Origin of the sequence: Brevibacillus sp. HB1.2 (genome assembly GCF_013332495.1) — a bacterium.
In the GTDB taxonomy this organism is placed as follows: Bacteria; Bacillota; Bacilli; order Brevibacillales; family Brevibacillaceae; genus Brevibacillus; species Brevibacillus porteri.
Window position 1 is genome coordinate 64,188 of sequence record NZ_JABMIU010000014.1, and the last position, 22,806, is coordinate 86,993.

The following is a 22,806-nucleotide window of genomic DNA, read 5'->3' on the forward strand; positions in this document are numbered from 1 at the left end:
CCTCCTACAAGGCTTGGCGAAACAACGTCGCGACATCGTGGACGGTCATGTCGCGGGGATTGGTCGTCATACACACGTCCAGTACGGCGAGAGAGCTGAGCAGGTCGATTTGCTCTGGATGCAGGCCGATAGCCGACAACGATTGGGGCACTTCCAGATCGCTTACCAGCTCCTTAACCGCTTTGAGTGTGAGACGAGAGGCAGCATGTGTGCTCAAGCCCGCCGTGTTTTCACCGAGGCATTCTGCGATGTGTCTGTATTTTTCCGGTGCTGCGATGTAGTTGTACTCAAGCACGTGTGGGAGCAGGATGGCATTCACCTCGCCATGCGGAGCGTCGAGGAATCCCCCGAGCTGATGGGACATGGCATGCACAGCACCAAGGATGGCGTTGGAAAAAGCGATTCCGGCTTGAAGACTCGCCATGGCCATCGCTTGCTTGGCCTCTGTATTGTATTGACTGGCGACAGATGGGCGCAAATGCTTGGAGATGAGACGCATGGCTTGTAGCGAATGCACTTCGGTAAGCGGCGTTGCGGCGAGCGAAATATACGATTCAATGGCATGTGTCAGCACATCCATGCCTGTATTGGCTGTGAGCAGCTTGTCCTTGGTCATCAAGGTTTGCGGATCGATGATGGCGATATCGGGTATGAGCGATTTGGAGATGATCGCCATTTTCACCTTGCGGGCGCTATCTACAATAATGGAAAATTGCGAAACCTCCGATCCGGAGCCAGCAGTAGTCGGTACCATCACCATGGGAGGAAGGGGATGCTGGATATTGTCGACGCCTTCGTATTGGACGATGCTGCCCTCGTTGGTAGCCAACAGCGCGATTGCCTTGGCTGCATCGATGGCACTGCCTCCACCGACACCGAGAATGGCATTGCATTCCTTGGCTCGATATTCGGCAATCCCGGCATGAATCTCGTAGTCTTTCGGATTAGCTGTCACGTTGGTCCATAGATGGTAGTCGAGCTTTTGCTGCTGCAAATAAGAGATGATCCGCTCGACCCAGCCTGCGTTTGCGACACCAGGATCACTGACAAGAAAGACACGAGAAGCTCCCAATCGGCGCAAGCTTTCCCCTACCTGGCCGAGGGACTGGTTCCCGAAAATGATTTCCGGCGTCATGAACTTGGATATTTGCATGCGTTCTCCCCCTTTTTCCACTACGTAGTAATACCGCAGGCAAGGATGAATACCCTTTTTCGGCCAAAAGGTTGGCAGGCGGGCCGTTTTTTCGGCTCATGTGCCGTCATATCGGCTGCTTAGAAGAAAGGAAACGGCTAGATCATTGAATGATTAAGCGTTTTCATGTTGGCATACGGCTTGCAATTAGTAGGAGGCGGGAAGAACACCTGCCCTTTACGCACATGCCTGAAGGGGAAAAAAGAGGAGGAAGGTTAAGATGAAAGCAGCAGTAGTCAACGAGTTCCATCAAAAGCTGGAAGTAAAGGAAGTTGCTATTCCAGAAGTCGGACACGGTGAGGTTCTGGTAAAAGTCAAAACGTGTGGTGTCTGCCATACGGACCTGCATGCGGCACACGGGGATTGGCCTGTGAAGCCAAAGCTGCCTTTGATTCCTGGGCATGAGGGCGTAGGTGTTGTCGAAAAGCTGGGGGAAGGCGTTACCTCATTGAAAATTGGTGATCGTGTAGGAATTCCGTGGTTATTCTCCGCTTGCGGCGAATGCGACTACTGCCTGACAGGGTGGGAGACACTGTGCATGCAACAGTTAAACGGGGGCTATTCCGCTGACGGTGCCTATGCTGAATATTGCGTAGCACCTGCTGCTTACGTGGCACGCATTCCTGACGAGCTGGGGGATGTGGAAGCAGCGCCGATCCTGTGCGCAGGGGTAACCACGTATAAAGCATTGAAGGTAGCAAACGTGAAGCCAGGTGAATGGGTGGCGATCTACGGCATCGGCGGTTTGGGGCATGTGGCTCTCCAATATGCCAAGGCGATGGGCTACAACGTCGTAGCGGTCGATATTCACAAGGAAAAGCTGGACTTGGCAAAAGAACTAGGGGCAGATGTGACAGTAAACGGCAGTGAGGTTGATCCGGTCCAAGCCATTCAAGAGCAGGTGGGCGGTGTCCACGGGGCGATCAGCGTGGCAGTCACCAAGAAGGCGTTTGAACAAGCGTACAAATCTGTTCGACGCGGTGGGTCTCTCGTCGTTGTTGGCTTACCGAATGCAGAGTTGCCCATCCCGATTTTTGATACGGTGTTGAATGGGGTGACAGTGAAAGGCTCCATCGTGGGGACGCGTAAGGATATGCAAGAAGCACTTGATTTTGCAGCACGCGGCAAGGTTCGTGCAATCATCGAGACGCAGCCGCTAGATCGGATCAACGATGTATTGGAGCGTTTGGAAAAAGGTCAAATCAATGGTCGGGTTGTTTTGACGATGGAGTAGTTGCAGGATCGTGAAGCTGTTGTCGGGCTATGCTTTTCTTGAGCATGGTCTGGATGACAGCTTTTTATTTGTATGAAGTATAGACAACAATGGGTATTCACTAAAGAAGCAAAAAAATTAATTAATAAATGAATAAGTGAAGTGAAGCAATGTAGTACGGCTATCTCATAAGGCTTATTATGGCCAAGGGATAGCCTTTCATTTTTTCTTAGTACCCTGCAATAATTTGTAAAAAACCAGAAAAAAGACCTATGTAAAAACAAAGATATATAACCTAAAATTTATGTGTTATGTAAAAAACAGGGATAATGGAGGCGTTTTTTTGAAGAAGTACCTAAGAATATTTTTAGCTTTCGTTCTATTATTAACAGTTTCAGTCCCAACAAGCTATCTTCCAAACGCGGTGCAAAGAGTGTCTGCGTCCAGTTTACAAGAGGTGAATCTCCCAAGTTCTGAAGAAGAGAAGGTTGATCAAAAAGTAAAATCATTATTCGCATCTCATGAAAAAGTGGAATTACGAGTCGGGGAATCGACAAACGTTCGTATCTTTAGTGACTCCTATGGCAACAGTGGTGATGTTACTCAAGAGGTCTCTTGGAACCCCAAAAAGAAAGATATTGTATCTATTAAAAACGGAAAGTTTACTGCAACAGCTATTGGTTCAACTTTGGTAACTGTTCAGTATGGAGAACAAGAATTAAAAATTCCAGTTCAAGTATCACCTAACGCAGAGAATATAGAGATTAAGGCAAGTGAAAATGAAGGAAGCGCCATATTAAGTTGGGGAGATATGGATGCTTCTAGTTATACAGTGAAGCGAGGAGAAAATAACAGAAAGTACGAAGTTCTTGCGGCTGATCTGAAGAAGAACACTTTTTCTGATGATACAGTTAAACCTGGTACAACCTATTACTATAGGGTTGAAGCACACTTATCTAATGGAAATGCCGTTGTTTCAAAGCCAGTAAAAATCAAAATGAAAAAAGGACAGAATGACTTTACATTAGAAACTGATTCTACTAGCCTTGACCTTCAAGTCGGTGAATCCAAATCAGTAGAAATAATTGCGAAGTTTACAGATGGTACTACTAGAGATGTAAGCACCAAGATAAAATGGAAAGTCGAAGATGAGAGTATTGTTTCGATAACCAACGAAAAGATAGAAGCAATGAATGCAGGGAAAACGAGGATCATCGGCTTTTACAATCAAAAAGAAATCCAAATGGAAGTATCGGTTGGTACCGATGAATCTATTCACCTTAGTGCGCAACAAGAAAACGAAGAAATCCAGTTGACTTGGAGTGAATGGTCAGAAAACTCAAAGTATATCGTGCAACGTCGAGTTGGTAATGAAGACTTCGAACAAATAACGGATGAATTGTGGGCAACAAATTATAAGGATACCTTATTACAAAAGGGAACCACTTACGAGTATAGAATTATTGGGGTTGGCACCGACGGATCACCAACTTTATCAAATGTAACTGCTGTACAGATACACCAGGATGAACCTACATTAATTCCTTCTCTTCATAGCGTAGCTTTAGATGTAGGTGGTGAAAAACAAGTAACCGTTGAGCTTCAAAATCCAGATGGCACAATGAAAGACGTTACAAACGAGGCTCTTTGGAAGGTAAAAGACGAAGCGATAATTAGTGTTAGTAATGGCAAGATAACTGCACATGCTGAAGGAACAACACTGATCAGTGTTTATTATGAAGATAAGATGGTAGATATTGAAATTGATGTAACTGATCCTCAAGAACGTATTGATCTTGATGTAACTCCAACAATGACCGGGAATGTTCTTCGTTGGAATACGGAAGACAAAATTACGAGTTATAGCGTAAAAATGCGCAGTAGTAATTCTCAAAGTTATGAAGAGTTAATTTCAAAACTAACGGAAACCTCCTACGTAGATCATTCCGTTGATCAAAATTCTGATGAATCTAGATACTATGTAGTAACGGCTATGACTGAAACCGGTGAAATGCTTATCTCGAATGAGGTAGAAATTACCTCACAAAAGAATGCATTGAATTCCGTTCTTCCAGAGGAGATCAAACCATTAATTACACCTGGTCCTATCGAAGATACAATCGGAGCTTCAGGGTATAACTGGTATTCTATTACATTACAAGAGAATCATACGTTAAGCGTATTTACACCTGATCTTCAGGGGAGTGGGACCTCTAAAGACATTTACAGTGATCTAACTCAACCATCATTAGCTTACACTACACAGAATACCTTAACATATACACCCAAAACCCCCGGCACTTACTATATTAAAATAAAGGGAAACAGTGGACAAAAAATTACTATCTCTGCTGGTGACGGATCTAGCTTTGAGCAAGCATATGCAATCGTTTTTGATAAAGACGACAAAAAGAGTATTGGGAAAATCTCAGGTCATGGAAACGACAGTTTATACTTTACTGCGGAGTTGACAGAGGGATATAACTACCACATTTGGGGAGACCCATCAGCTAAAGGCTGGGTCTTGTACGATAGCGCACAAAGAGAGGTTTTATCTGGTACTACTTCACGTACTGATATCAAGGTTGATACAAGTGGAACATACTACATTAAATTGTTAACCGGTGAGAATGCTGGGGAGCACCAATACTATATTCTCAAATCTATCCCTCTATCCGTATCTTCGCCTCAAAGCTATACCATTGGGCCTGAAAAGAAAATATGGTATCAAGTGAAAGCAAAAGCGAATCATACCTTAAGGGTTTATACACCAGGTTTGAGTGGTTTTGGTACCGGTAAGTACTTATACGATGATCCGAACAAAGCTGCTCTAAAAACGGTTTCATTAGACACTCTTACTTTTATCCCTGCGGAAACAAGTACCTATTTTGTAGTAGTTTCGGGGAGTAGCGGAAAGACATTTTCTATCACAGCTGGTGATGGATCAGATCTCAACCAAGCATATTCAGTTTCTTTGGATGGGATAAAAGGTACGATTGCTGCTTTTTCCACTCCGAGTAATGATAGTATCTTCTTTCGGACGGAATTAAAAGCAGGATCCAATTATCATCTTTGGGGGAAAGGTTCCTCTCCGATTGAAGGCTGGGTCTTGTATGATAGTGCAAAAAAAGAAATCCTATCCGATACTACTTCACGTATGGATGTAAGGATCGAGACAAGTGGAACCTACTATATCAAGATGCTAACTGGAGGAAGCGGTGGAGAAAATAAGTATGAATGGCTAGTATCCACACCCGTATCGTTACCAGGCCCTCAGACAGATACTTTTGGCTCATCTAAAGACATTTGGTACATTGTAAAGGCACAAGCAAATCAAACTATCAAAATAGTGCAAAAAGGACTCAGTTGGACAGGATCAATAACTCTTTTAGATGACCCAAATGGTTCGAAAATTATATCTTCTTCGGGTGATACTCTTACTTATACTCCCTTGAGTTCAGGGATATATTTTATTCGGATAACCGATCAAAATAAAGCTTCTGGTGATGTGGTTACGATCAATATAGAAGGGGTAGAACCATGGCAGCCCCCCTCAACATTGCCATATCCTAACCCAGACCCTGAAAATATTGAAATCTTGAAAGAAAATGAGCCTATAGATGTAACAGCAAACTCTGGTAAGAGCTTGTATTACAAATTTACTCCTTCAGTTTCTGGAAACTATCGATTTTTTACCAGCCCATATAAGAATGAAGGACCCGAAAACGATACGTACCTTCAATTATATTCTGATGATACATTCACAACATTATTGGCAGAAAACGATAATGTTCCGGATGGTCCATATGGAAAGCTCTTCTCAAAGCTTGAATATCATCTGAGTGCAGGTACAACTCACTATTTAAAATTAGGTGCTACTAATGGCAGTCTAAATACTCGTATTACAGTTGAAGCTGTGGATGCCGATAGTGCAAGAGAAGGAGCAATTCCATCTGAGTGGGACGAGATATATAGTGATAGATTGTCCTCCAGGTTTGATGTGGATTACTATCGCTTGAATCTAAAAGAAGCCGCACAGATTCATTTGTTCGTCTCAGCAAATGCCATAACATTAGAAGATGAGTCTGGCAAGTCAATTCAAACGTTCTACCCTGATGAACCAGAGACAATCTTCTTTGCAAATCAACCTGGTACTTACTTTGCAAAAGTTCAGTATCATGAAAACGCATCAGAAAATGCTACTAAAGCATTGCTTACATTACCAGATAGCCGCGGCTATCAAACTACTCATAAAGAAATAAAGTTAAGCCCGTCCTATGCTGTTATTGATGCAACACCAGGATTTAAAAAAAGTGCTACATTCAGATGGACATTTAAAAGTCCACATGAAACAACATATATTCAAATATTTAACGATAAAAAAGAAAAAGTATACGAACAAATTAGAAAGAATGTGAAAGCCGAGGAGCAATTTTTCGAATGGGATGGGATTGTTTCTGCACAGTTTGGTAGCTTTGCACAATCAGGTCGTTATAAAGTAAAGATCGTAACAGCTGATTTCCCGCAGTGGCCAATCCATGCAGATGTAGTTGTCAAAAATACAGTCGATCTTGAACAATTTGAATTGGTGCAGTTACTAAATCAATTAAACGCTACAATTCCAAGTGAGAAGATCAGTAGGATGCAAGAATATTTGAGAAAAATCGGTTTTTACGATGGTGAAAATACAGGGGTTTACGACAGTGACTTACTGATGAGTGTAGTCGCATATCAAGTAACTCTTAACAAGTGGAGTACCCATGTTGCAAAAGATGTTTATGAACGAAACATGGGGTACTTACAGGAAGACGGAATAATCACTGATCGCTTGTTAGGGTATGCTTATGCAGATTCATCACTAGGTCATGATAGGTATGGTGAAACAGTCGAAATCTTCCTTATTGGAGATGCAGTTATTGTTGCCGAAGCAGCTGGATGGGTGATAGGTCCAGTAGTTAGTGGCACTATTGTCTATCTCAGAGGTGGTGTGTTTGTTAAGCGTGCATTCACTTACTTAAAAAGTGAACGTGGGAGCATCATTTTTGGTAATGTTGCGAAGTTAGGAACAGGACGTGTTGGAGATTTTGCTGGAATAAGAGGATCTACAGTAGATGATATTATTTCAAGAATTCCTACTTATGCAAAAAGACGTGAATTAACTCCAGTTAAAGGGAAGGTAGAAAAAGGATTTGAATACCACTGGGAAGAAAATGGGGATGGGGTAGGATGGCGAGTGAGAGTTCATGGCCCCGACGCATCAGCTCCAGAAGGAAGTAATGCAAGAAATAATTGGATAGTAAGAGTTGTAAGAGGAAACAAGTACTTGGATTCTAAAGGAAATTGGCATACAAGAGGAATTTACAATAAAAACAGCCCCAATTATAGTGAAGAGTTAGGTAATGATACTCATATACCAATTCAAACACCCATAGGAGGATAATATGATTGACGTCACTTATCTGAAAAGGTTATTCCTAAATAGAAGTGATGATCTATTTACCAGATTAGAAGAAATTGGTGATTTACTCGAGTATGGAACACTCAATCGGGATGACGTTATTAATATCACAGAGTATGCCCTAGACCTTGCGATTGTAGAAGAAAACTTTGCAATAAAAGAGAGTTTGTTTCGAATAATTGCGAATGCAGTAACATTTCAAGAAGTAGCCAAAACCATAGAATGGGATAAATTAGCAAACGTTATACCAACTCTAGACGCCCCTATTCTAGATTATGCATTAACCATAATTGGTTTTTCAAAAAATCAAAAATTTATCAATGTAATTGAACCTTACTTAAATTCTCCGACTGATTATATTAGGGAGACTGCGGCCGAAGCATTGGTGGAAATCAATTACGACCCCGAAAAATCGCAGTAAGGAATCTTGGGTACTTGTGTAAGGAATGGATTCCACAAGCTTATCATTCTCAAAGTAATGATGTCTGATAAGTCATCATTTCGACAGTACAACTTAATAGAATTCATATCACATTCAGTAAACCAATGGCTCGATTCGCATAAAGGCTTCATCCACTCAAATTTGGATTGAAGCCTTTTATGTTGCCAAGTATAGGTATGATCGATCCACTTTTTCTTCCTTCACTCTAGTAAAAAGTGTAATCTATTTAAAAATGATTCAAATCGATTATATCATTCGTGGATGATTGTGCTATCATATCCATAAAAAGGAATCATCAGGAGGGTGTATTTGCTGTGATTTCAGAGGGAAAAACCTTTGGGGGCATATTACGAGTATATCGAAATAGAGCAAACTTAACACTGACTGAGTTATCAGAAAGAACAGGTGTAGCTTCTGGAACCATTAGTAAGATAGAATCCGATGCATTTACTTTACCAAATATGCAACATGTAATGAAACTGGCAAAAGTACTGGATATTCCACTTTATACAGCGATCGTACCCTATTTACATAAAATGAAGCGCGAAGCGACACTGCGGTCTCTATTAGAGGCTGTGATGCAAGAGAAGAATGTGGTTCTTACCAACAAAGTAGCTTTGCAATTGTTAAATTGTCCCAAAAGCAATACATTTCTTTCTTTAGACTATTTGTATCAAACAGCAGGAACGGAAGCGGATGAAGAACTGCGCTTGGCTCTTTATGACGTGATCTGTGACTACTCACGTGAGCATGGAATTCCTTTGTATCTGGCAAGATCGCTTTTCCAACGATATATGATTCGACGTGAAAATCTAAGCCAGTTAGATCAAACCTATGTAGAGGGCAAGGAGCTATTACACTATACATCCTATCTGCATATCAATGAGCGAATTTTGACCTACTATAAATTTTCCTTCCATGCATTGCGTCTTGGATTCTATTCAGATTGTATTCATCTGTGTAAACAAGGTCTTGAAATCGACCATAGTCAGAGTGAGCAAAAAGCAGCAGCGATCCTTGCGATCATCATTTCCTATTTTGAGCTGGAAGACTACACATTGGGACATTTTTATCTGGAGAGATACGAAATGTTCGATTATCCCGAGGTACATAAACATGCCAGACATATTCGGGGGAAACTATACGGAAAGACAGGGAAATTTGATAAGGCCATTCCGGTATTACAAGAATGTCTTGCGCAGCAAGCACAAGATGACAAGATTGTGATCGCGAATGATTTGTTGGAGATTTATATTCAGGTAGGAGAAGAAGAGAAAATCCGTGATCTATTTTTGGCAGAAGCATCGATCTTGCCGAAGAGTCTCACTACTCCGAATCAATACAATCAAATGGGCCTGTATTTCCGAACGAAGGGCACCTTTTACATTCAAAAAAACGAAGTAAACTTAGGAATCGAGAGTCTTGTGGAGAGCGTGAATTACTATCGGGCAATCAATGAGATCAAACAAGCAGATAAGAGTCTTAGCGTTCTTTTTGAATTCTATGTGTCACAGAAAAAAAATCTTCCGTTTGATATACTCCATAAATTGGTAAACGTGTATAATGGAAGTAATCATAGATCCAAACAGGAGGTATAGGTCATGAAGAAATGGATATTGTCTTTGTGTATGTTAACTGCCTTCATTACATTACCAGTTTTAGTAGAACAACCACCAGCCAAGCAATCCAATCCGATTATCCAATATGGCTGGCCGGAGCCTTGGTAATCATCTGAACAATACGATCAATGCCCTCCAATTGGAGGGCATTTGTTATAGTTGCAAAACGGACCACAACAGTCGGAAGACAACATTTTTACTTGAGTAATTCGTTATGATTAATTATAACTAGTTATATATAGTTATAATTGGTGTGGAGGTAGCGGATGCAGATGGTGACGACGACGATGGTCAATTCGCAAAAATTATGGATGTTGGTTAAGCGGATGGAGCCTCATTTGATCCGCAATCAAACCAATATGGAGAAGCTTTTGAAAATGCTGATGATCCACGATGTCTCCTCCGTCTCAGGTTCCTCCTTTCGCGGGCTGCAAATAGACGATGTTTCGGACAGCGATATCAAAGAGCTTTGGAGCGAGTTCGAAAGCAATGAGACGTATGAAGCGAAAGTCGCCCATGCCATTATTCGTCTGATCGACCAAATCGAAATCGAAATCTAACTGACTACCATATGCTGTGTCCCGTGCGGACTGGCTATGGTAGTTTTTTTCTGCTTTCGCACACAATGGGCGCATGAGCCATAGGCTATAGTAGCTTTTTTGCTGAGGTGATACACATGAGACGCCCGGATAATCAGCCGGATTTTATCGCTGCCCTTCTAAGTATGATCCTTGGAGTCTTCATTTCGTTCGAGGCCTATCGTCTGGAGGCATTTTCGACGTCGTTGTACGTAGGGGATCACACGCTGCCAGCGATTCTCGGTTTATTGTTTTTCATGCTGGGAGGTGTGCTGCTTATCCAATCATTCCGTATGACGGAGGAAGCCTCTTCGCCAAATCCCGGACCGCTTCTTCCTGGAAAAAGGCTGCGCCTACTGCTTTGCTTTTTATTCCTGTTGCTGTATGTCTGGCTGCTCGGCGCGATCGGTTACACAATGGCTACGCTCTTTGTCTCTTTTGCATTTTTTATCCTGATCGGCAGTTATCGGTGGCGTACGTCCATCGTGTACTCCGTTCTTTTGACAGGGGGGCTGTATGTGGTGTTCATCTATTCGCTGCATATCACACTGCCTGGAGGAGATTTGTTTTAGAGCAAGTATGAGAAGGAGGTGCTGATCATCGAGACGTTCCAACTATTACTGGCTGGTTTTGCTTCAGCCCTCACCCCGGAGCATTTGCTCATGGCAGCACTCGGCGCTCTTATCGGCACCTTTGTAGGTGTATTGCCCGGTCTCGGTCCCACTTCTGCCATCGCGATTCTGCTTCCGGTGACAGCCGTACTGGAGCCGACACAAGGCATGATCATGTTGGCAGGGATTTATTACGGTGCCATGTACGGTGGCTCGACGACAGCGATTCTGCTGAATATCCCGGGGGAGCTATCATCAGTCCCCACGTGTTTGGATGGCTATCCGCTCGCGAAAAAAGGGAGAGGTGGGCCGGCATTGGGGATATCCGCACTCGCTTCGTTTGGTGCAGGGGTACTCGGGGTAATCGGACTCGTCTTTTTCGCGCCCATTTTGGCAGATCAAGCGTTAAAATTCGGACCGCCTGAATATTTTGCGCTGATGATTTTGGCTCTCACGCTGATGGTCAGTCTATCAGGAGGATCATTGGTCAAATCGTTTTTGATGGGGGCATTCGGTTATTCGCTCGCTCTAGTTGGGCTGGGACCATCCTCTGGCATGCCGCGCTTTGATTACGGCATCCCCGCATTGGTCGGAGGTTTTGACATGATTAGCATCATCATCGGGTTGTTTGCGATTACAGAAGTCCTTAAAGGGATTGATGAAAAACGCACAGCTACCCTCATTGGCAAACCGGGCAGTGTCTACCCGAAAAAGGAAGACTTGAGAGTAAGTGCCGGGCCTATGCTGAGGGGCGGGATTGTCGGCTTTTTTCTTGGATTGCTGCCGGGCTGTTCGGCTGCGATCACGTCGTTTTTGGCGTACGATATGGAGAAAAAGCTATCGAAGCATCCCGAGAAGTTCGGTCTGGGAACGATCGAAGGGGTGGCGGCACCAGAAGCAGCGAATAATGCGACGAGCAGTGCGGGCTTCATCCCGCTGTTTTCGCTCGGGATTCCTTCCTCACCACCACTGGCGATTTTGTTGGCAGGCTTGATGATCTACGGATTGACGCCAGGCCCAGTTTTGTTTGAACAAAATGCGAGCTTTGTCTGGACGGTCATCGCCTCGATGTTCGTGGGGAATGCGATGCTTCTCGTGCTGAACCTCCCGATGGTATGGGTGTGGGTGAAATTGACAAGGGTGCCATATGGCATCATGGCTCCGATCATCCTGATGTTCTGCACGATTGGGGCATACAGTGTGCGGAACAGCATGTTTGATGTGTGGGTCGCGTTTCTGTTTGGCGGACTTGGGTATGTCTTTTCCAAATATAAATGGCCAGTTGTTCCGCTGGTTTTGTGCTTCATTCTGGGACCTCTTCTGGAAGAATCATTCATTCAAACGATGGCGATGGGCTCGGGTGATCTCAGCATTGTTTTGTTCCGGCCTTCATCGTTGACCATCTTGCTGGCAGCAGGAACACTCTTGATCATCTCCATGATGCTGAACCGCCGGACACAGCAACGGTTGAAAGAAGAGAGAGACCGGGGAGTAGATGTCGCGTAGGGAGGAAGAGTCAGTGAGAGGGTATAAACAATGGGCGGCTGTCATCATGTCGTTGCTTTTGGCGGCAGTCGTTAGCGCATGTGGAAATCAAGGTACAGCCGAGTCGGCCTATCCATCGAAGCAGGTGGAGTATATCGTGCCGTATTCTGCTGGGGGCGGAGTCGACCTCGTGGCCAGAGCGGCAGCTGATTATTTGAGCAAGGAATGGGGGCAGCCTATCATCGTCGTCAACAAGGCGGGAGGTGGTGGGGCAGTAGGAGCGGAGTATGCCTTAAAGCAAGCCAAACATGATGGTTATACAGCGCTTGCTGTCAATGTATCTAATACGACGATGCTCGCTGCTGGGATGAAAACACCGCCGATTACAAACGAGGATCAAGTCTATTCGGCCAGGATTGGCAAAGGAACGCTTGCTTTTGCAGTAAAAGCCGACGCGCCTTGGAAAGATTTTGCTGAATTTTCCGAGTGGGTGCGCGCGAATCCGGAGCAGTTAACATGGACTTCTGTAGGGCCAGCAGGCTTTTCCGCATTTGGGGTAGCAGAGTGGTTGGATGTGATCGGAGCAGACTTCTCCAAGACGAGAATGATCGTGACAAAAGGCGCTTCCGATTCTGTCCCGAAAGTCGCTGGAGGGCACGCGATTTTGGCGGTGCATACAGTAGGGGAAATCATGCCGATGCTGCAAGCGGGCAAGGTCAAAATCCTCGCCGTATCCGGTGACACGCGAAGTCCATTCCTGCCTGACGTCCCTACTGCGGAGGAGCAAGGCATTCAAGGCTTGTCGGTTTTCTGGTGGACCGGAGTGTCTTTTGCCAAAGGAACGCCAGAGTCGGTTATTCGCAAATGGGAAGAAGCGATTGCCAAGATGGAAAAGGACCCAGCCTTTTTGCAAAAGCTGAGTGAAATTCAGGTGGAGCCGGCATACGCGGCCAGTGAAGCATTTACGAAGGAAACACAGGCAGAAACAACGTACTACTTGGAATTGGCGACCAAGAAGGGCATTCGAAAATAAGGGTGACGAACGAAAAAAGGGAGAATGGCTAAATAGCTGTTCTCCCTTTCCATCTATTTATTTAGGTATCCGTTTTTCGTACCTGAATTTATAAAAACCATTTGCTGCGTTCGGCGCTGTCTCGCCGACCTTTTTGTAACCGCATTTCTCATAAAAGTACTGGTTGCGTTCGGCTTCATAGCCGGTATCGAGCGTCCACTTCTTGATGTGTGGATACGCGGCCTCCATGAACTGCATGGTTTGGCTTCCGATACGCAAGTTTTGTTTATCAGGATCGACATAGATGATCCCCAACTCCAAATGCTCATGATCGACTGGAAGGAGGCAAAAACCGCCAACGATCTGGTCATCCAGCAAGATCGTATAGTAATGGGCCTTTTGCATGAACAAAACATGCTGGTCAGGCTGGTCATGTCCGACAGGGCCTTCTCCATACTTTTGGACGTCTTCAGCAAAGCAGCGAACAGCAATTTGGGTGAGTTGCTCCGCGTTCGCGGGGACAGCCTTTTTGAAAAAAACCATAGGACTCATGAGATCATCTCCAGTTCGTCTGACTACTTCGAAATTGGTGTATGTATGATTAGCAAAATTCTCCTATATAGCAGACGGATGAACCCACAGAATGGTTACCTACTTATTTTTCTCATGAAGCTCTCCAACGGTCCCCTCTCGAACCAACGTCTCCATACAAGCGTGAGCACAATGGAAAAAAGGAAGAATCCTACGGCGTAGAGCATCGCAAAAGCGAGCGTTTGATTTTCGAGTCTGCCAATCAAGGTGAGGAAACCGAGCCCGACAATGATATGGCTGACGTAGTGTGTCAGTGTCAGCTGTCCGGTTTTTACCCATGTCTGCGTAAACCAGCTGTTCGCGAATTTTTCCGCAAAGCTGACGCACAGAAGGATGATGATGACAGCGGTGCTTGAGCTGGACAGCACATAAAACAGGTTGGGTGGGACTGGTTTCGTTCCCCATAGAAATAGGGCCATCTCGCTTCCGACGACCGGAATAGAGAGCTTGATCAACCCATACGATAAAACCTCCAAGCTGACGAACAGAGCAGTTGCCCAGCCCAACATTTTTTTGCGTACAGATCGATCGAGCAGGTTGAGTCGACCCAGCCACAAGCCGAGAAGGAAAAAGCACATCCAGGGAAATACCGGGTGATAGCCGTTGTACAGCAAGTTGCGCAGGAATCCTTCGACTGTCCAAAAATCAAGATACTCGATAAATGGTTGCTTCGGGTTCCACCCTTGCATGTAGTTGAGCGACAATTGTAGCGTTTGAGCTGTGAGCAGGATACCGCTAAATGCGAGAAGAAGCGTTTTCTCCGATACGACGAGGAGGAAGGAGGCAATGAGCATATAGACACCGTAGTAATGCAGGATGTCGCCGCTCCAACTACCGAGATAGAGCAACATCCCGGTCACGAATAAAAATAAGGAGCGCTTCCAAAGGACGTGGCGGCTAGCCTGCAAGAGGGCCGGGTCACCTGAGGTCCTGACCTTTTTTGTCATATACGCAATGCCGATTCCCGCTAAAACAACGAATACGGTAGATGCTCTACCTTGAAACAAACTGGATAAAGCGATGAGCCAGTCAGGTCCGTTATGCTCTGCGTTCAAGATGACAACGTAGTTGACGATCATCATGCCGAGCATGGCCCACGCGCGCGCAAAATCGAGACCAATGACTCTGGTAGAAGACACTTTCATCCGGGTTCTTTCCTCTCCACTTTTATTTACTTACCGGTAAGTAAAATATAATGGGATTGATTGTAAATAGCAAGCCCTAAAATGGTGGGGATGGATAAGCACAACTGTCCTTTGCCCGGACACAGATGTCTCATACCTGTCTGGATTTGAGAAGGTCGAGACAGCTTGTTGCTTGTAAAAACCACGTGTGGCAAGGGGGGATTCGTTTGGTATCCAACTTGCATAGCTTTTTTCTGAATGCGGATGCAATTGTAGAGGAAGGGAGAGAATGGCTTGGATATGCGGGAAGTGGTTGCCATTGTAACGGGTGGTGCTTCCGGTTTGGGAGAAGCCGCTGTGAGGAATGTAGTTCAACACGGGGGAAGAGTAGCCATTCTTGATTTGACGGTGGAGAAGGGGCAAGCGCTGGCGAATGAGCTGGGGCGCGAAAATGCTTTGTTCGTGCATACGGATGTCGTGAGTGAGGCGAGTGTACGCGATGCAATCGATCAGGCTGCTGGCACATTCGGTACGATTCACGCCGTAGTCAACTGTGCAGGGATCGGTTTGGCACAAAAAACGCTGTCGCGAAGCGGTCCACATCCACTGGAATCCTTCAGCAAAGTTATTTCAGTCAATCTGATCGGTACTTTTAATGTCATTCGGTTGGCAGTGGAGCAAATGGCAGGAAACGAGCCGAACCAACAGGGGGAGCGGGGTGTCATCATCAATACCGCATCGGTGGCAGCTTTTGAAGGGCAGGTGGGGCAGGTTGCCTATAGCGCCTCCAAAGGCGGAATCGTAAGCATGACCCTGCCGCTAGCAAGAGACCTGGCTTCGTATGGCGTACGCGTGATGGCAATTGCTCCGGGTCTATTTGACACGCCGATGTACGACCAACTGCCTCGTTCTGTAAAAGATGCGTTGGGTGCGACTGTTCCTTTTCCCGCACGCATGGGTGATCCGCAAGAATACGCGATGCTCGTGAACAGCATCATCACCAATTCGATGTTGAATGGTGAAACGATCCGGCTGGATGGGGCAATCAGGATGGCACCGAAATAGAGAAGACGTGTTGACAGGAAAATAGTTAGGTGCCATACTATATCCATGACAAACCATTCAAACGGAAGAAAACAAGAAGAAGCGATCCCATCGCTTGTTCAATCGCAGCGCCAGATTGATCAGTATGGACTCGATGTTGATGCGCAAGCTGTACTCGTCGCTGCTAGGCTGATGGAGGCAGGAGCCAAGCTTGGGCATGCGGCCGAAATACATTTTGCCAGATTCGGCTTATCAACAGGACGATATCGCTTATTGGCAGACCTCGAAGATAACGGTGGGGAAGTGCTGCCTTCACAATTGGCAGAGCATCTGGGGGTAACACGGGCTACTGTTACTGGTCTGATCGACATCCTGGAGCGCGATGGCCTTGTTTCCCGACGAGCGAGTGCAAAAGATGGCAGGCAAAAATCGGTCATTTTAACAGAGCTCGGTGCTAGCAAGCTGCGTGAAATGGCGCCTGAGCACTTTGCGAGATTGGAAGCGATGGTCGGATTGCTCAATACCGAGGAGCGCAGTGTGTTTCTCGACCTGCTGGGCCGCGTGACACAAGGCATCTCGGCACTGACAGACGAATAGTAAGAGCAGGCAAGTAGTAAAGCGGGCTAGGTAGCTAGCCCATTTTCATCTTTATATAGTTAGGTTCCTAATTATATTTTCGAAAAGGGGAAAGGAGGTGAAACACATGCATGACCCTGCAAAAGCGGGAGGTGTTTATCCGATCAAAGGCGCACGTTCAGAACGAAAATCGTTTGTTTTATGGCGAGAAGTAATCATGGCTTATTTGTCTCCTGCGATCATGGCGAGCATAGGGGGATGGATCACCGCTGACAAAGGGCTGCAAATAGGGGCATTGACCACGATTGGCGGAACATCCGCATTGATTGCCGCACTGTTTGGGCGATGGTTACAGAGCCGTGGTATACATAAACGCTGGGTCACCCGCATGCCTCATTTGGCGCTGGTAGCGGTTATGGGAATGACAATGGCAGTGATCGGTCTCTTGGCAGCATGGCTAACAACGGAGTTACTTGTCATCTTTGCGCCCGGTGAATCGTTGGCTTGGCTAAGTCGTGTCTGGATCGACTTCCCGCTGTCAGCAATAATCGCCAGCACGTTAATCACATGGCGGTGGCGTAGTGCCATCAACCATGACCATCAAAACAGGAATCAGATACGGAGGCGATAGAAAATGATCGTAGTGATGGGAGCAACAGGAACCATAGGTAGTGCACTTTTGAAACGATTGATAGAGCTTGGTGTCCCAACCCGGGCATTGAGCAGAACGCCGGAAAAAATTCAGATGCTAATGGGAGAGCAGGCAGCATCTACGGTGGAAGTCGCAGCAGTGGAAGCTTCTGACCCTGAATCATTGCGCCGAGCGTTTGCGGGTGCGAATCAGCTCTTCCTTTCCCTTTCAAACAGTCCCAATCAGGTCGAGCTGGAAACATCGATGATTCGCATAGCAGCTGAGGCTGGGATCCAGCATATCGTGAAAATATCCAGTCCAGCCTACGACGAAAAGGCGCCAGTCGCCGTAGCGGGATGGCACCAGGAAATCGAGAGCGCTTTATCAGAATCGGGTATGAAAAGTACCGTGCTGCGACCGTACGCCTTTATGCAAAATCTGCTCCGCTTCGCACCGACGATCCAGTCGCAACATGGTTTCTTCGGTACGATGGGTGAAACAGCATGCAACTTTATCGATTGCCGGGATATCGCCGATGTTGCCGCAAAGGTATTGACCTACCCTGAAAAGGCAGGTCGTGTATACACCCTGACTGGTTCTGAGGTTTTCAGCTATCCGCAAATTGCGAGCAAGCTGTCCGATCTGCTCGACCGCCCGATTACGTACATCAACAAGGATAGCGAAGCACTCCGACGTGATCTGATGGAGTACGGAAACATGCCAGAGTGGCTCGCCAGTCATGTCGTTGAAATTCAAGCTATGTCAGTAGCGATTCCGGAAAAGCCGACAGACGATGTAGGGCGTGTCCTTGGCAGAGAACCTCGCCAGCTGGACGCTTTTCTGCAAGAGCATATTGAAAAGTTCCGTTAATCAACAGGGCTATTTTCTAGCAGCGAAATTTCTTGCGCTTTCAGAAGAGCTTGTGTGCGATTAGTGACACCGAGCTTGCCATATATCCGATGCAAATACACCTTGACCGTCCCGAGCGTGTTCCCTAGCTCATCGGCGATTAGCTTGTTGGATGCTCCTTGCGCCAGCATGGAAAGGATGATCATTTCCTTCCCGGTTAGCGGCTCGATCAAAGGAGCTTTTCTTTTCTCCATTTTCTTAGGGAAAAGAGATAGTAGTTGATTGACGTACGCAGCAGATACAGACGGACCTGGGTGTTGGGATCGTTTTTTCAAGCGTAATTGGTAATCGTGCAAGAGGTGAGACATCGCCGTTCCTTCGTCTAGAAAGCTACGGACGTAGCAGTTGTTTTCGCCAATTAAGAGCGCTTCGTGGAGGAAAGCCAGCGCTTCCTTTTTGTTGCCGCACTGTTGGTGAGCGAGTGCTTGTAGAACGGCGATGTCTACCTGACTGATCAATAGCTCCTCGCGTATACTGGATGGCTTTAGGAGCGCTAAAATACGCAAGGCTTCCTGTTCCTGCTGCTGGGCGAGCAACAAACGGACATAGGTCAAAACCTCTAATTCTCTCTGAATGCTAGGCTGATTGAAAATGGAGGGGGGAAGCTTGGACAACTCCGCTTTCGCCAAAGCGATATCCCCTTCCTGAATCGCGATGTGTGCGAGAAATGCTTGTAACGGGTTGAACCAATACGTAGCACCCCAGCTCGCGACCGTCTCAACTGCCTCCGAAACGATTTTGCGGGCCGCAGAAAAATTCCCCTCTACCAGCTTGAGTTTGGCGGATGTCAGGACATAGGGGATGAGTAGGCCAGGAATTTGCTTGTGTAGGGCAACGAAACGAACGCGCTGCAGATACGCAAGGCTCTCTTCCAGCCTGTTTTCCTCATAAAACCCCTCTGCTAATGCCTGAACGACGTACAAATTAATCAAGGAGTCCTTCCAGCCATGGGCTTCAAGTATGTCGGAGAACTGATTGCCTACAAGCTCTGTCTGATCGGATAGGATTCCTTTTAACCCGAATCTCGTTCGCCGAATAAATGGTTCTGTCGTGTTGTAATTAAAGTGGTAAAACAACGGACTCTCAGGAAGTCCACCACTTAACTGTGAAGAACTGGCGATCCAGCGATCAAAATCCATAGTGGCGAACACCAAATTGGCTCGAACAAAAAACAGACCGCTCAAAAACTGCCGGTGTTCTGTTGAATCTTCTATGTCAGCAATGCTTTGCTCCAATTCGGTGAGGGCCAGCTCCGCCCGATCCGTTTGAACGCAGGTAACCAAGAGGAACACATAGATCAGGCGAAAAAGTGGTGAGAAATAGTTCGCGTGATCAGGGATGCTGTCCAGCGTTCTGAGAAAGCTGGAAAACTCGCCGCGTTGAAGCAGTACCGGAATATGTTGCGCAAGGAAGCTTACAGCCAACGTGTAATCGGCAGCGGCAATCGCATGATCGATCGCTTCGTCCATCATTCCACGCTCCGCATAGCTCTCACTGGCTAGCCGGTGCAGCACACGTGCTTCTCCGGGAGATGTCTGCTCCAATTGACTGCGCAAAAAATCGGCAAATAAGTGATGGTACCGATACCACGTCCCGTAATCATCCAACGGGATTAAGAAAATGTTTTGGCGGTGCAAGTGGGTCAGCATTTGTTGGCACTGGGGCAGGCCGGTCAGAGCGCGACACACGTGAGCGTCCATTCTCGCCAGCACAGAGGTTTTGAGCAAGAAGCTGCGCTCCTCTTCCGGGAGTCGCATGATCACTTCATGAAACAAATACTCCGAAATATTGCGATGAGAGCCAGTAAATCCGGCAAAAAATTGATCGTGGTTTTCCATATTCACGAGTGAAATGGCAGCGAGCTGCAAGCCGGCGACCCAACCCTCCGTACTTTTCACCAGCTGCTCGATTTGCATTTCGGTCAGAGGTAAATCGTGAACCTGCCGGTAAAAGCTGTCCGTCTCTTGATGACTGAAAAGAAATTGTCCTGACTCAATGTGACATACTTCATGACGTACGTTCCATTTGACTGTAGAAAAAGGCAATGTGTTGCGACTGGCGATGTACAGATGGACGTGGCTCGGGACATATTCCAGAAAATAAGCGAGACTGTTGTGAATCGTCTCATCCGAGATCACGTGGTAGTCATCGAGAATGATAGCAAGGGGCTGCGTCGTAGAAGCGAGTTCATTGAGCAGGGAATCGATGAAGGTCAAGATCGAGGTATGACTGGTTGCCTTCATGGCTGGTTCCATTCGTTCGGAGAGTTCTGCGAAGTCAGATTCAGACAGTGTAAATACGATGTATCTCCAAAAGCGAATCAAGTCATTATCCATCTCATCGAGTGAGAGCCATACAGTGGTACCGCCGTACTGATGCGCCCATTGACTGAGCAAGGTCGTTTTTCCATACCCGGCTGGGGCGTATAACGTGGTCAGTCGGCATTGCAGACCAGCGTCCATTTTTTGCAGCAGTCGGCTCCTGTGAACGCTATTCGATCGAACGGCGGGCATTGCTGTTTTGGTTTTCAGCATAATGGAATGATGGAGCATGTTTGTACCGTCCTATGTATTAGAATCGTATGTGTCCATTATACTTGTTATCGGCAAAAATCGACATTTGAAAAAAGAAAGAGTCTTTTGTCCCGAGAAGCAGGTCCTAAACCGCCATCTTTTGCATGCTAGTCACTTTAAGGCGAGAAATTTCCATGGAAGCTAGACATGCTTCAACAGGCTTCACATCCCACGCCTTCTAGAATGAAAGCAAAAAGAGAGATGGGTTGAGGGGCATGAAGATTGGACGATGGAAACAAGCGGTAATCGTGGTAGCTGCTGTGATGCTCTGTGCTGCAATGGGAACGGAATCTGTTGCGGTCCAGGCGAGCAGCGGAGGGGATGTGCAGGAGCAGGATTCTATTCAGGTAGCGTTTGTCGGGGATATGATTTTGGATAAGAGCGTCGGGAATCAGATCGGGCGGTACGGCGTAGATTATCCGTTTCAAAAAACAGGTGATTTTCTCAAGCAGGCAGACTTGACGATTGGCAATCTGGAGACACCAGTCAGTACACGGGGACGTCCGGAGAAAAAGGAATATACCTATCGTGCGAAGCCAGAGTCTTTGCAGGGGCTCGTGAACGCGGGTTTCGACGTGGTCAATCTGGCGAATAATCATTCGCTCGATTACGGAATGGACGCGCTCTATGACACAATGGAGCATCTGAAAAAGGCAAAGATCGGTTACGTCGGGGCGGGGAAAAACGAGGAAGAAGCATTCGCACCCTACATCCAAACGATCAAGGGGAAACGCGTGGCAGTCATCGGGATCAGCCGTGTCCTTCCAAATGAGCGCTGGTATGCGCGAAAAAACAAGCCAGGTCTCGCCCATGCCTACTCTTATGAGCCGATGCTATCCCATGTAAAAAAGGCAGTGGCGGAGTCAGACATTACGATTGCGGTCATGCACTGGAATCTGGAATATAAGGATTACCCAGAACCATATGCGCGCGAGATGGCGAAAAAGCTGATCGACAGCGGTGTGGATGCCGTTGTTGGGTCGCACAGCCATTCGATTATGGGTGTTGAGTTTTATAAAAAGGCGCCGATCTACTACAGTGTAGGGAATTTTGTGTTTACCACCTCGCGCAATCCGAAAGGTCGCGAAGCCATGATGGTCCAACTGACATTTTCAAAAGACGGGAGCAAGAGCCACGTGATCCCGGTGAAGCTCACGAACGGTCAGCCTGCTCCGATGGACGAGAAAAACAAAAAGCGGATCATCGACAAGCTCAACCGCATTTCCTATGGGGCGAGCGTTAACGCAAAAGGCGAGGTTAGCGAGTCTAAGCCTCAATAGCTGGTCTGCGCATCATTTCTCTTCGTGTGAAGCCATACTGCTCGTATAAACCATGAGCATCCCGAGTAGCGAGTATCATGCTCGTATGACGGATGTCTGGATGTTCCACCATCACTTCCATGAGCCATTTGCTCAATCCCTTACCTCGATGCTTTGGGTCGACGAAGACATCACACACCCAGGAAATCGTCGCGTAATCACTCACGACCCGGACGAATCCAGCCTGTCCATCCTCACCGTACAATCCAAAACAGAGTGAATTTTCGATACTTTTTACGATCATTTCCTTGGAGCGTTCTGACGCCCAATACGTTGTCGACAGCCAATCGCTGATGCGCTCGATATCGAGTAAAGCTTTCTCATCACTGATTTTGTAAGGCAGTGTCGCGTGTCTTGCTTCCATCCGTATCCCTCCGTATATGTATTTACTCCTTTGCTTACGATTCACTATACTCAAGGGACTAGGGC

The 22,806-nt window shown here is 46.4% G+C and carries 19 protein-coding genes; 14 read left to right on the forward strand and 5 right to left on the reverse strand.

Going from position 1 to position 22,806, the window contains the following annotated elements; all coding sequences use genetic code 11:
• Nucleotides 1–4: 4 nt before the first annotated feature.
• Nucleotides 5–1,153 (reverse strand): iron-containing alcohol dehydrogenase, encoded by a 1,149-nt coding sequence (locus HPY28_RS24470; protein ID WP_174231598.1) that lies wholly within the window; start codon nt 1,151–1,153, stop codon nt 5–7.
• Nucleotides 1,154–1,412: 259 nt separating this feature from the next.
• Between HPY28_RS24470 and adhP the strand changes: the two genes are divergently transcribed.
• The 9 genes from adhP (at nt 1,413) to HPY28_RS24510 (ending at nt 13,631) form a co-directional block, all read left to right on the forward strand.
• Nucleotides 1,413–2,426 (forward strand): alcohol dehydrogenase AdhP, encoded by a 1,014-nt coding sequence (adhP, locus tag HPY28_RS24475; RefSeq protein WP_173623016.1) that lies wholly within the window; start codon nt 1,413–1,415, stop codon nt 2,424–2,426.
• 322 nt (nt 2,427–2,748) lie between these two features.
• A complete protein-coding gene (locus HPY28_RS24480) occupies nt 2,749–7,845 on the forward strand; it encodes a polymorphic toxin type 30 domain-containing protein (protein WP_174225512.1) in 5,097 nt (1,698 codons plus the stop codon).
• 1 nt (nt 7,846) lies between these two features.
• On the forward strand, nt 7,847–8,284 hold the full coding sequence (locus HPY28_RS24485) for a hypothetical protein (protein WP_174225511.1): 438 nt from the start codon (nt 7,847–7,849) through the stop codon (nt 8,282–8,284).
• A gap of 335 nt (nt 8,285–8,619) precedes the next feature.
• On the forward strand, nt 8,620–9,903 hold the full coding sequence (locus tag HPY28_RS24490; protein WP_017251228.1) for a helix-turn-helix domain-containing protein: 1,284 nt from the start codon (nt 8,620–8,622) through the stop codon (nt 9,901–9,903).
• A gap of 3 nt (nt 9,904–9,906) precedes the next feature.
• A complete protein-coding gene (locus HPY28_RS30795) occupies nt 9,907–10,032 on the forward strand; it encodes a hypothetical protein (protein WP_017251227.1) in 126 nt (41 codons plus the stop codon).
• A gap of 158 nt (nt 10,033–10,190) precedes the next feature.
• Nucleotides 10,191–10,484 (forward strand): HD domain-containing protein, encoded by a 294-nt coding sequence (locus HPY28_RS24495; protein WP_174231599.1) that lies wholly within the window; start codon nt 10,191–10,193, stop codon nt 10,482–10,484.
• Between the two features lie 116 nt (nt 10,485–10,600).
• Nucleotides 10,601–11,074: a tripartite tricarboxylate transporter TctB family protein gene (locus HPY28_RS24500; protein WP_174231600.1), complete on the forward strand. Its 474-nt coding sequence runs from the start codon at nt 10,601–10,603 to the stop codon at nt 11,072–11,074.
• 18 nt (nt 11,075–11,092) lie between these two features.
• A complete protein-coding gene (locus HPY28_RS24505) occupies nt 11,093–12,619 on the forward strand; it encodes a tripartite tricarboxylate transporter permease (protein ID WP_174231601.1) in 1,527 nt (508 codons plus the stop codon).
• On the forward strand, nt 12,609–13,631 hold the full coding sequence (locus tag HPY28_RS24510; RefSeq protein WP_174231602.1) for a tripartite tricarboxylate transporter substrate binding protein: 1,023 nt from the start codon (nt 12,609–12,611) through the stop codon (nt 13,629–13,631). Before HPY28_RS24505 ends, HPY28_RS24510 begins: the two co-directional genes overlap by 11 nt.
• Nucleotides 13,632–13,688: 57 nt before the next feature.
• Here HPY28_RS24510 and HPY28_RS24515 read toward each other — a convergent pair whose 3' ends face one another.
• Nucleotides 13,689–14,162 carry a GNAT family N-acetyltransferase gene (locus tag HPY28_RS24515; protein ID WP_174231603.1) on the reverse strand — a complete coding sequence of 158 codons (474 nt, stop codon included), beginning with the start codon at nt 14,160–14,162 and terminating at the stop codon, nt 13,689–13,691.
• Between the two features lie 95 nt (nt 14,163–14,257).
• Complete coding sequence (locus HPY28_RS24520; RefSeq protein ID WP_174231604.1) at nt 14,258–15,346, reverse strand: DUF418 domain-containing protein; 1,089 nt, start codon at nt 15,344–15,346, stop codon at nt 14,258–14,260.
• 273 nt (nt 15,347–15,619) lie between these two features.
• Here HPY28_RS24520 and HPY28_RS24525 point away from each other — a divergent pair, with 273 nt between their 5' ends.
• The 4 genes from HPY28_RS24525 (at nt 15,620) to HPY28_RS24540 (ending at nt 18,446) form a co-directional block, all read left to right on the forward strand.
• Nucleotides 15,620–16,390 carry a 3-hydroxyacyl-CoA dehydrogenase gene (locus tag HPY28_RS24525; protein ID WP_017251220.1) on the forward strand — a complete coding sequence of 257 codons (771 nt, stop codon included), beginning with the start codon at nt 15,620–15,622 and terminating at the stop codon, nt 16,388–16,390.
• A 45-nt stretch (nt 16,391–16,435) separates the two neighbouring features.
• On the forward strand, nt 16,436–16,966 hold the full coding sequence (locus tag HPY28_RS24530; RefSeq protein ID WP_017251219.1) for a MarR family winged helix-turn-helix transcriptional regulator: 531 nt from the start codon (nt 16,436–16,438) through the stop codon (nt 16,964–16,966).
• A gap of 106 nt (nt 16,967–17,072) precedes the next feature.
• Nucleotides 17,073–17,576, forward strand: coding sequence for a hypothetical protein (locus HPY28_RS24535; protein ID WP_017251218.1), 504 nt, complete (start codon nt 17,073–17,075; stop codon nt 17,574–17,576).
• 3 nt (nt 17,577–17,579) lie between these two features.
• On the forward strand, nt 17,580–18,446 hold the full coding sequence (locus HPY28_RS24540) for an SDR family oxidoreductase (protein WP_174231605.1): 867 nt from the start codon (nt 17,580–17,582) through the stop codon (nt 18,444–18,446).
• Here the strand turns inward: HPY28_RS24540 and HPY28_RS24545 are convergent.
• Entirely contained in the window at nt 18,443–21,037 is a 2,595-nt protein-coding gene (locus HPY28_RS24545) for a winged helix-turn-helix domain-containing protein (RefSeq protein WP_174231606.1), read from the reverse strand. The two genes, HPY28_RS24540 and HPY28_RS24545, sit on opposite strands and share 4 nt — an antisense overlap.
• A gap of 236 nt (nt 21,038–21,273) precedes the next feature.
• Here HPY28_RS24545 and HPY28_RS24550 point away from each other — a divergent pair, with 236 nt between their 5' ends.
• Complete coding sequence (locus HPY28_RS24550) at nt 21,274–22,338, forward strand: CapA family protein (protein WP_174231607.1); 1,065 nt, start codon at nt 21,274–21,276, stop codon at nt 22,336–22,338.
• Here the strand turns inward: HPY28_RS24550 and HPY28_RS24555 are convergent.
• Nucleotides 22,325–22,741: a GNAT family N-acetyltransferase gene (locus tag HPY28_RS24555; protein WP_174231608.1), complete on the reverse strand. Its 417-nt coding sequence runs from the start codon at nt 22,739–22,741 to the stop codon at nt 22,325–22,327. The genes HPY28_RS24550 and HPY28_RS24555 overlap by 14 nt on opposite strands.
• Nucleotides 22,742–22,806 lie beyond the last annotated feature (65 nt).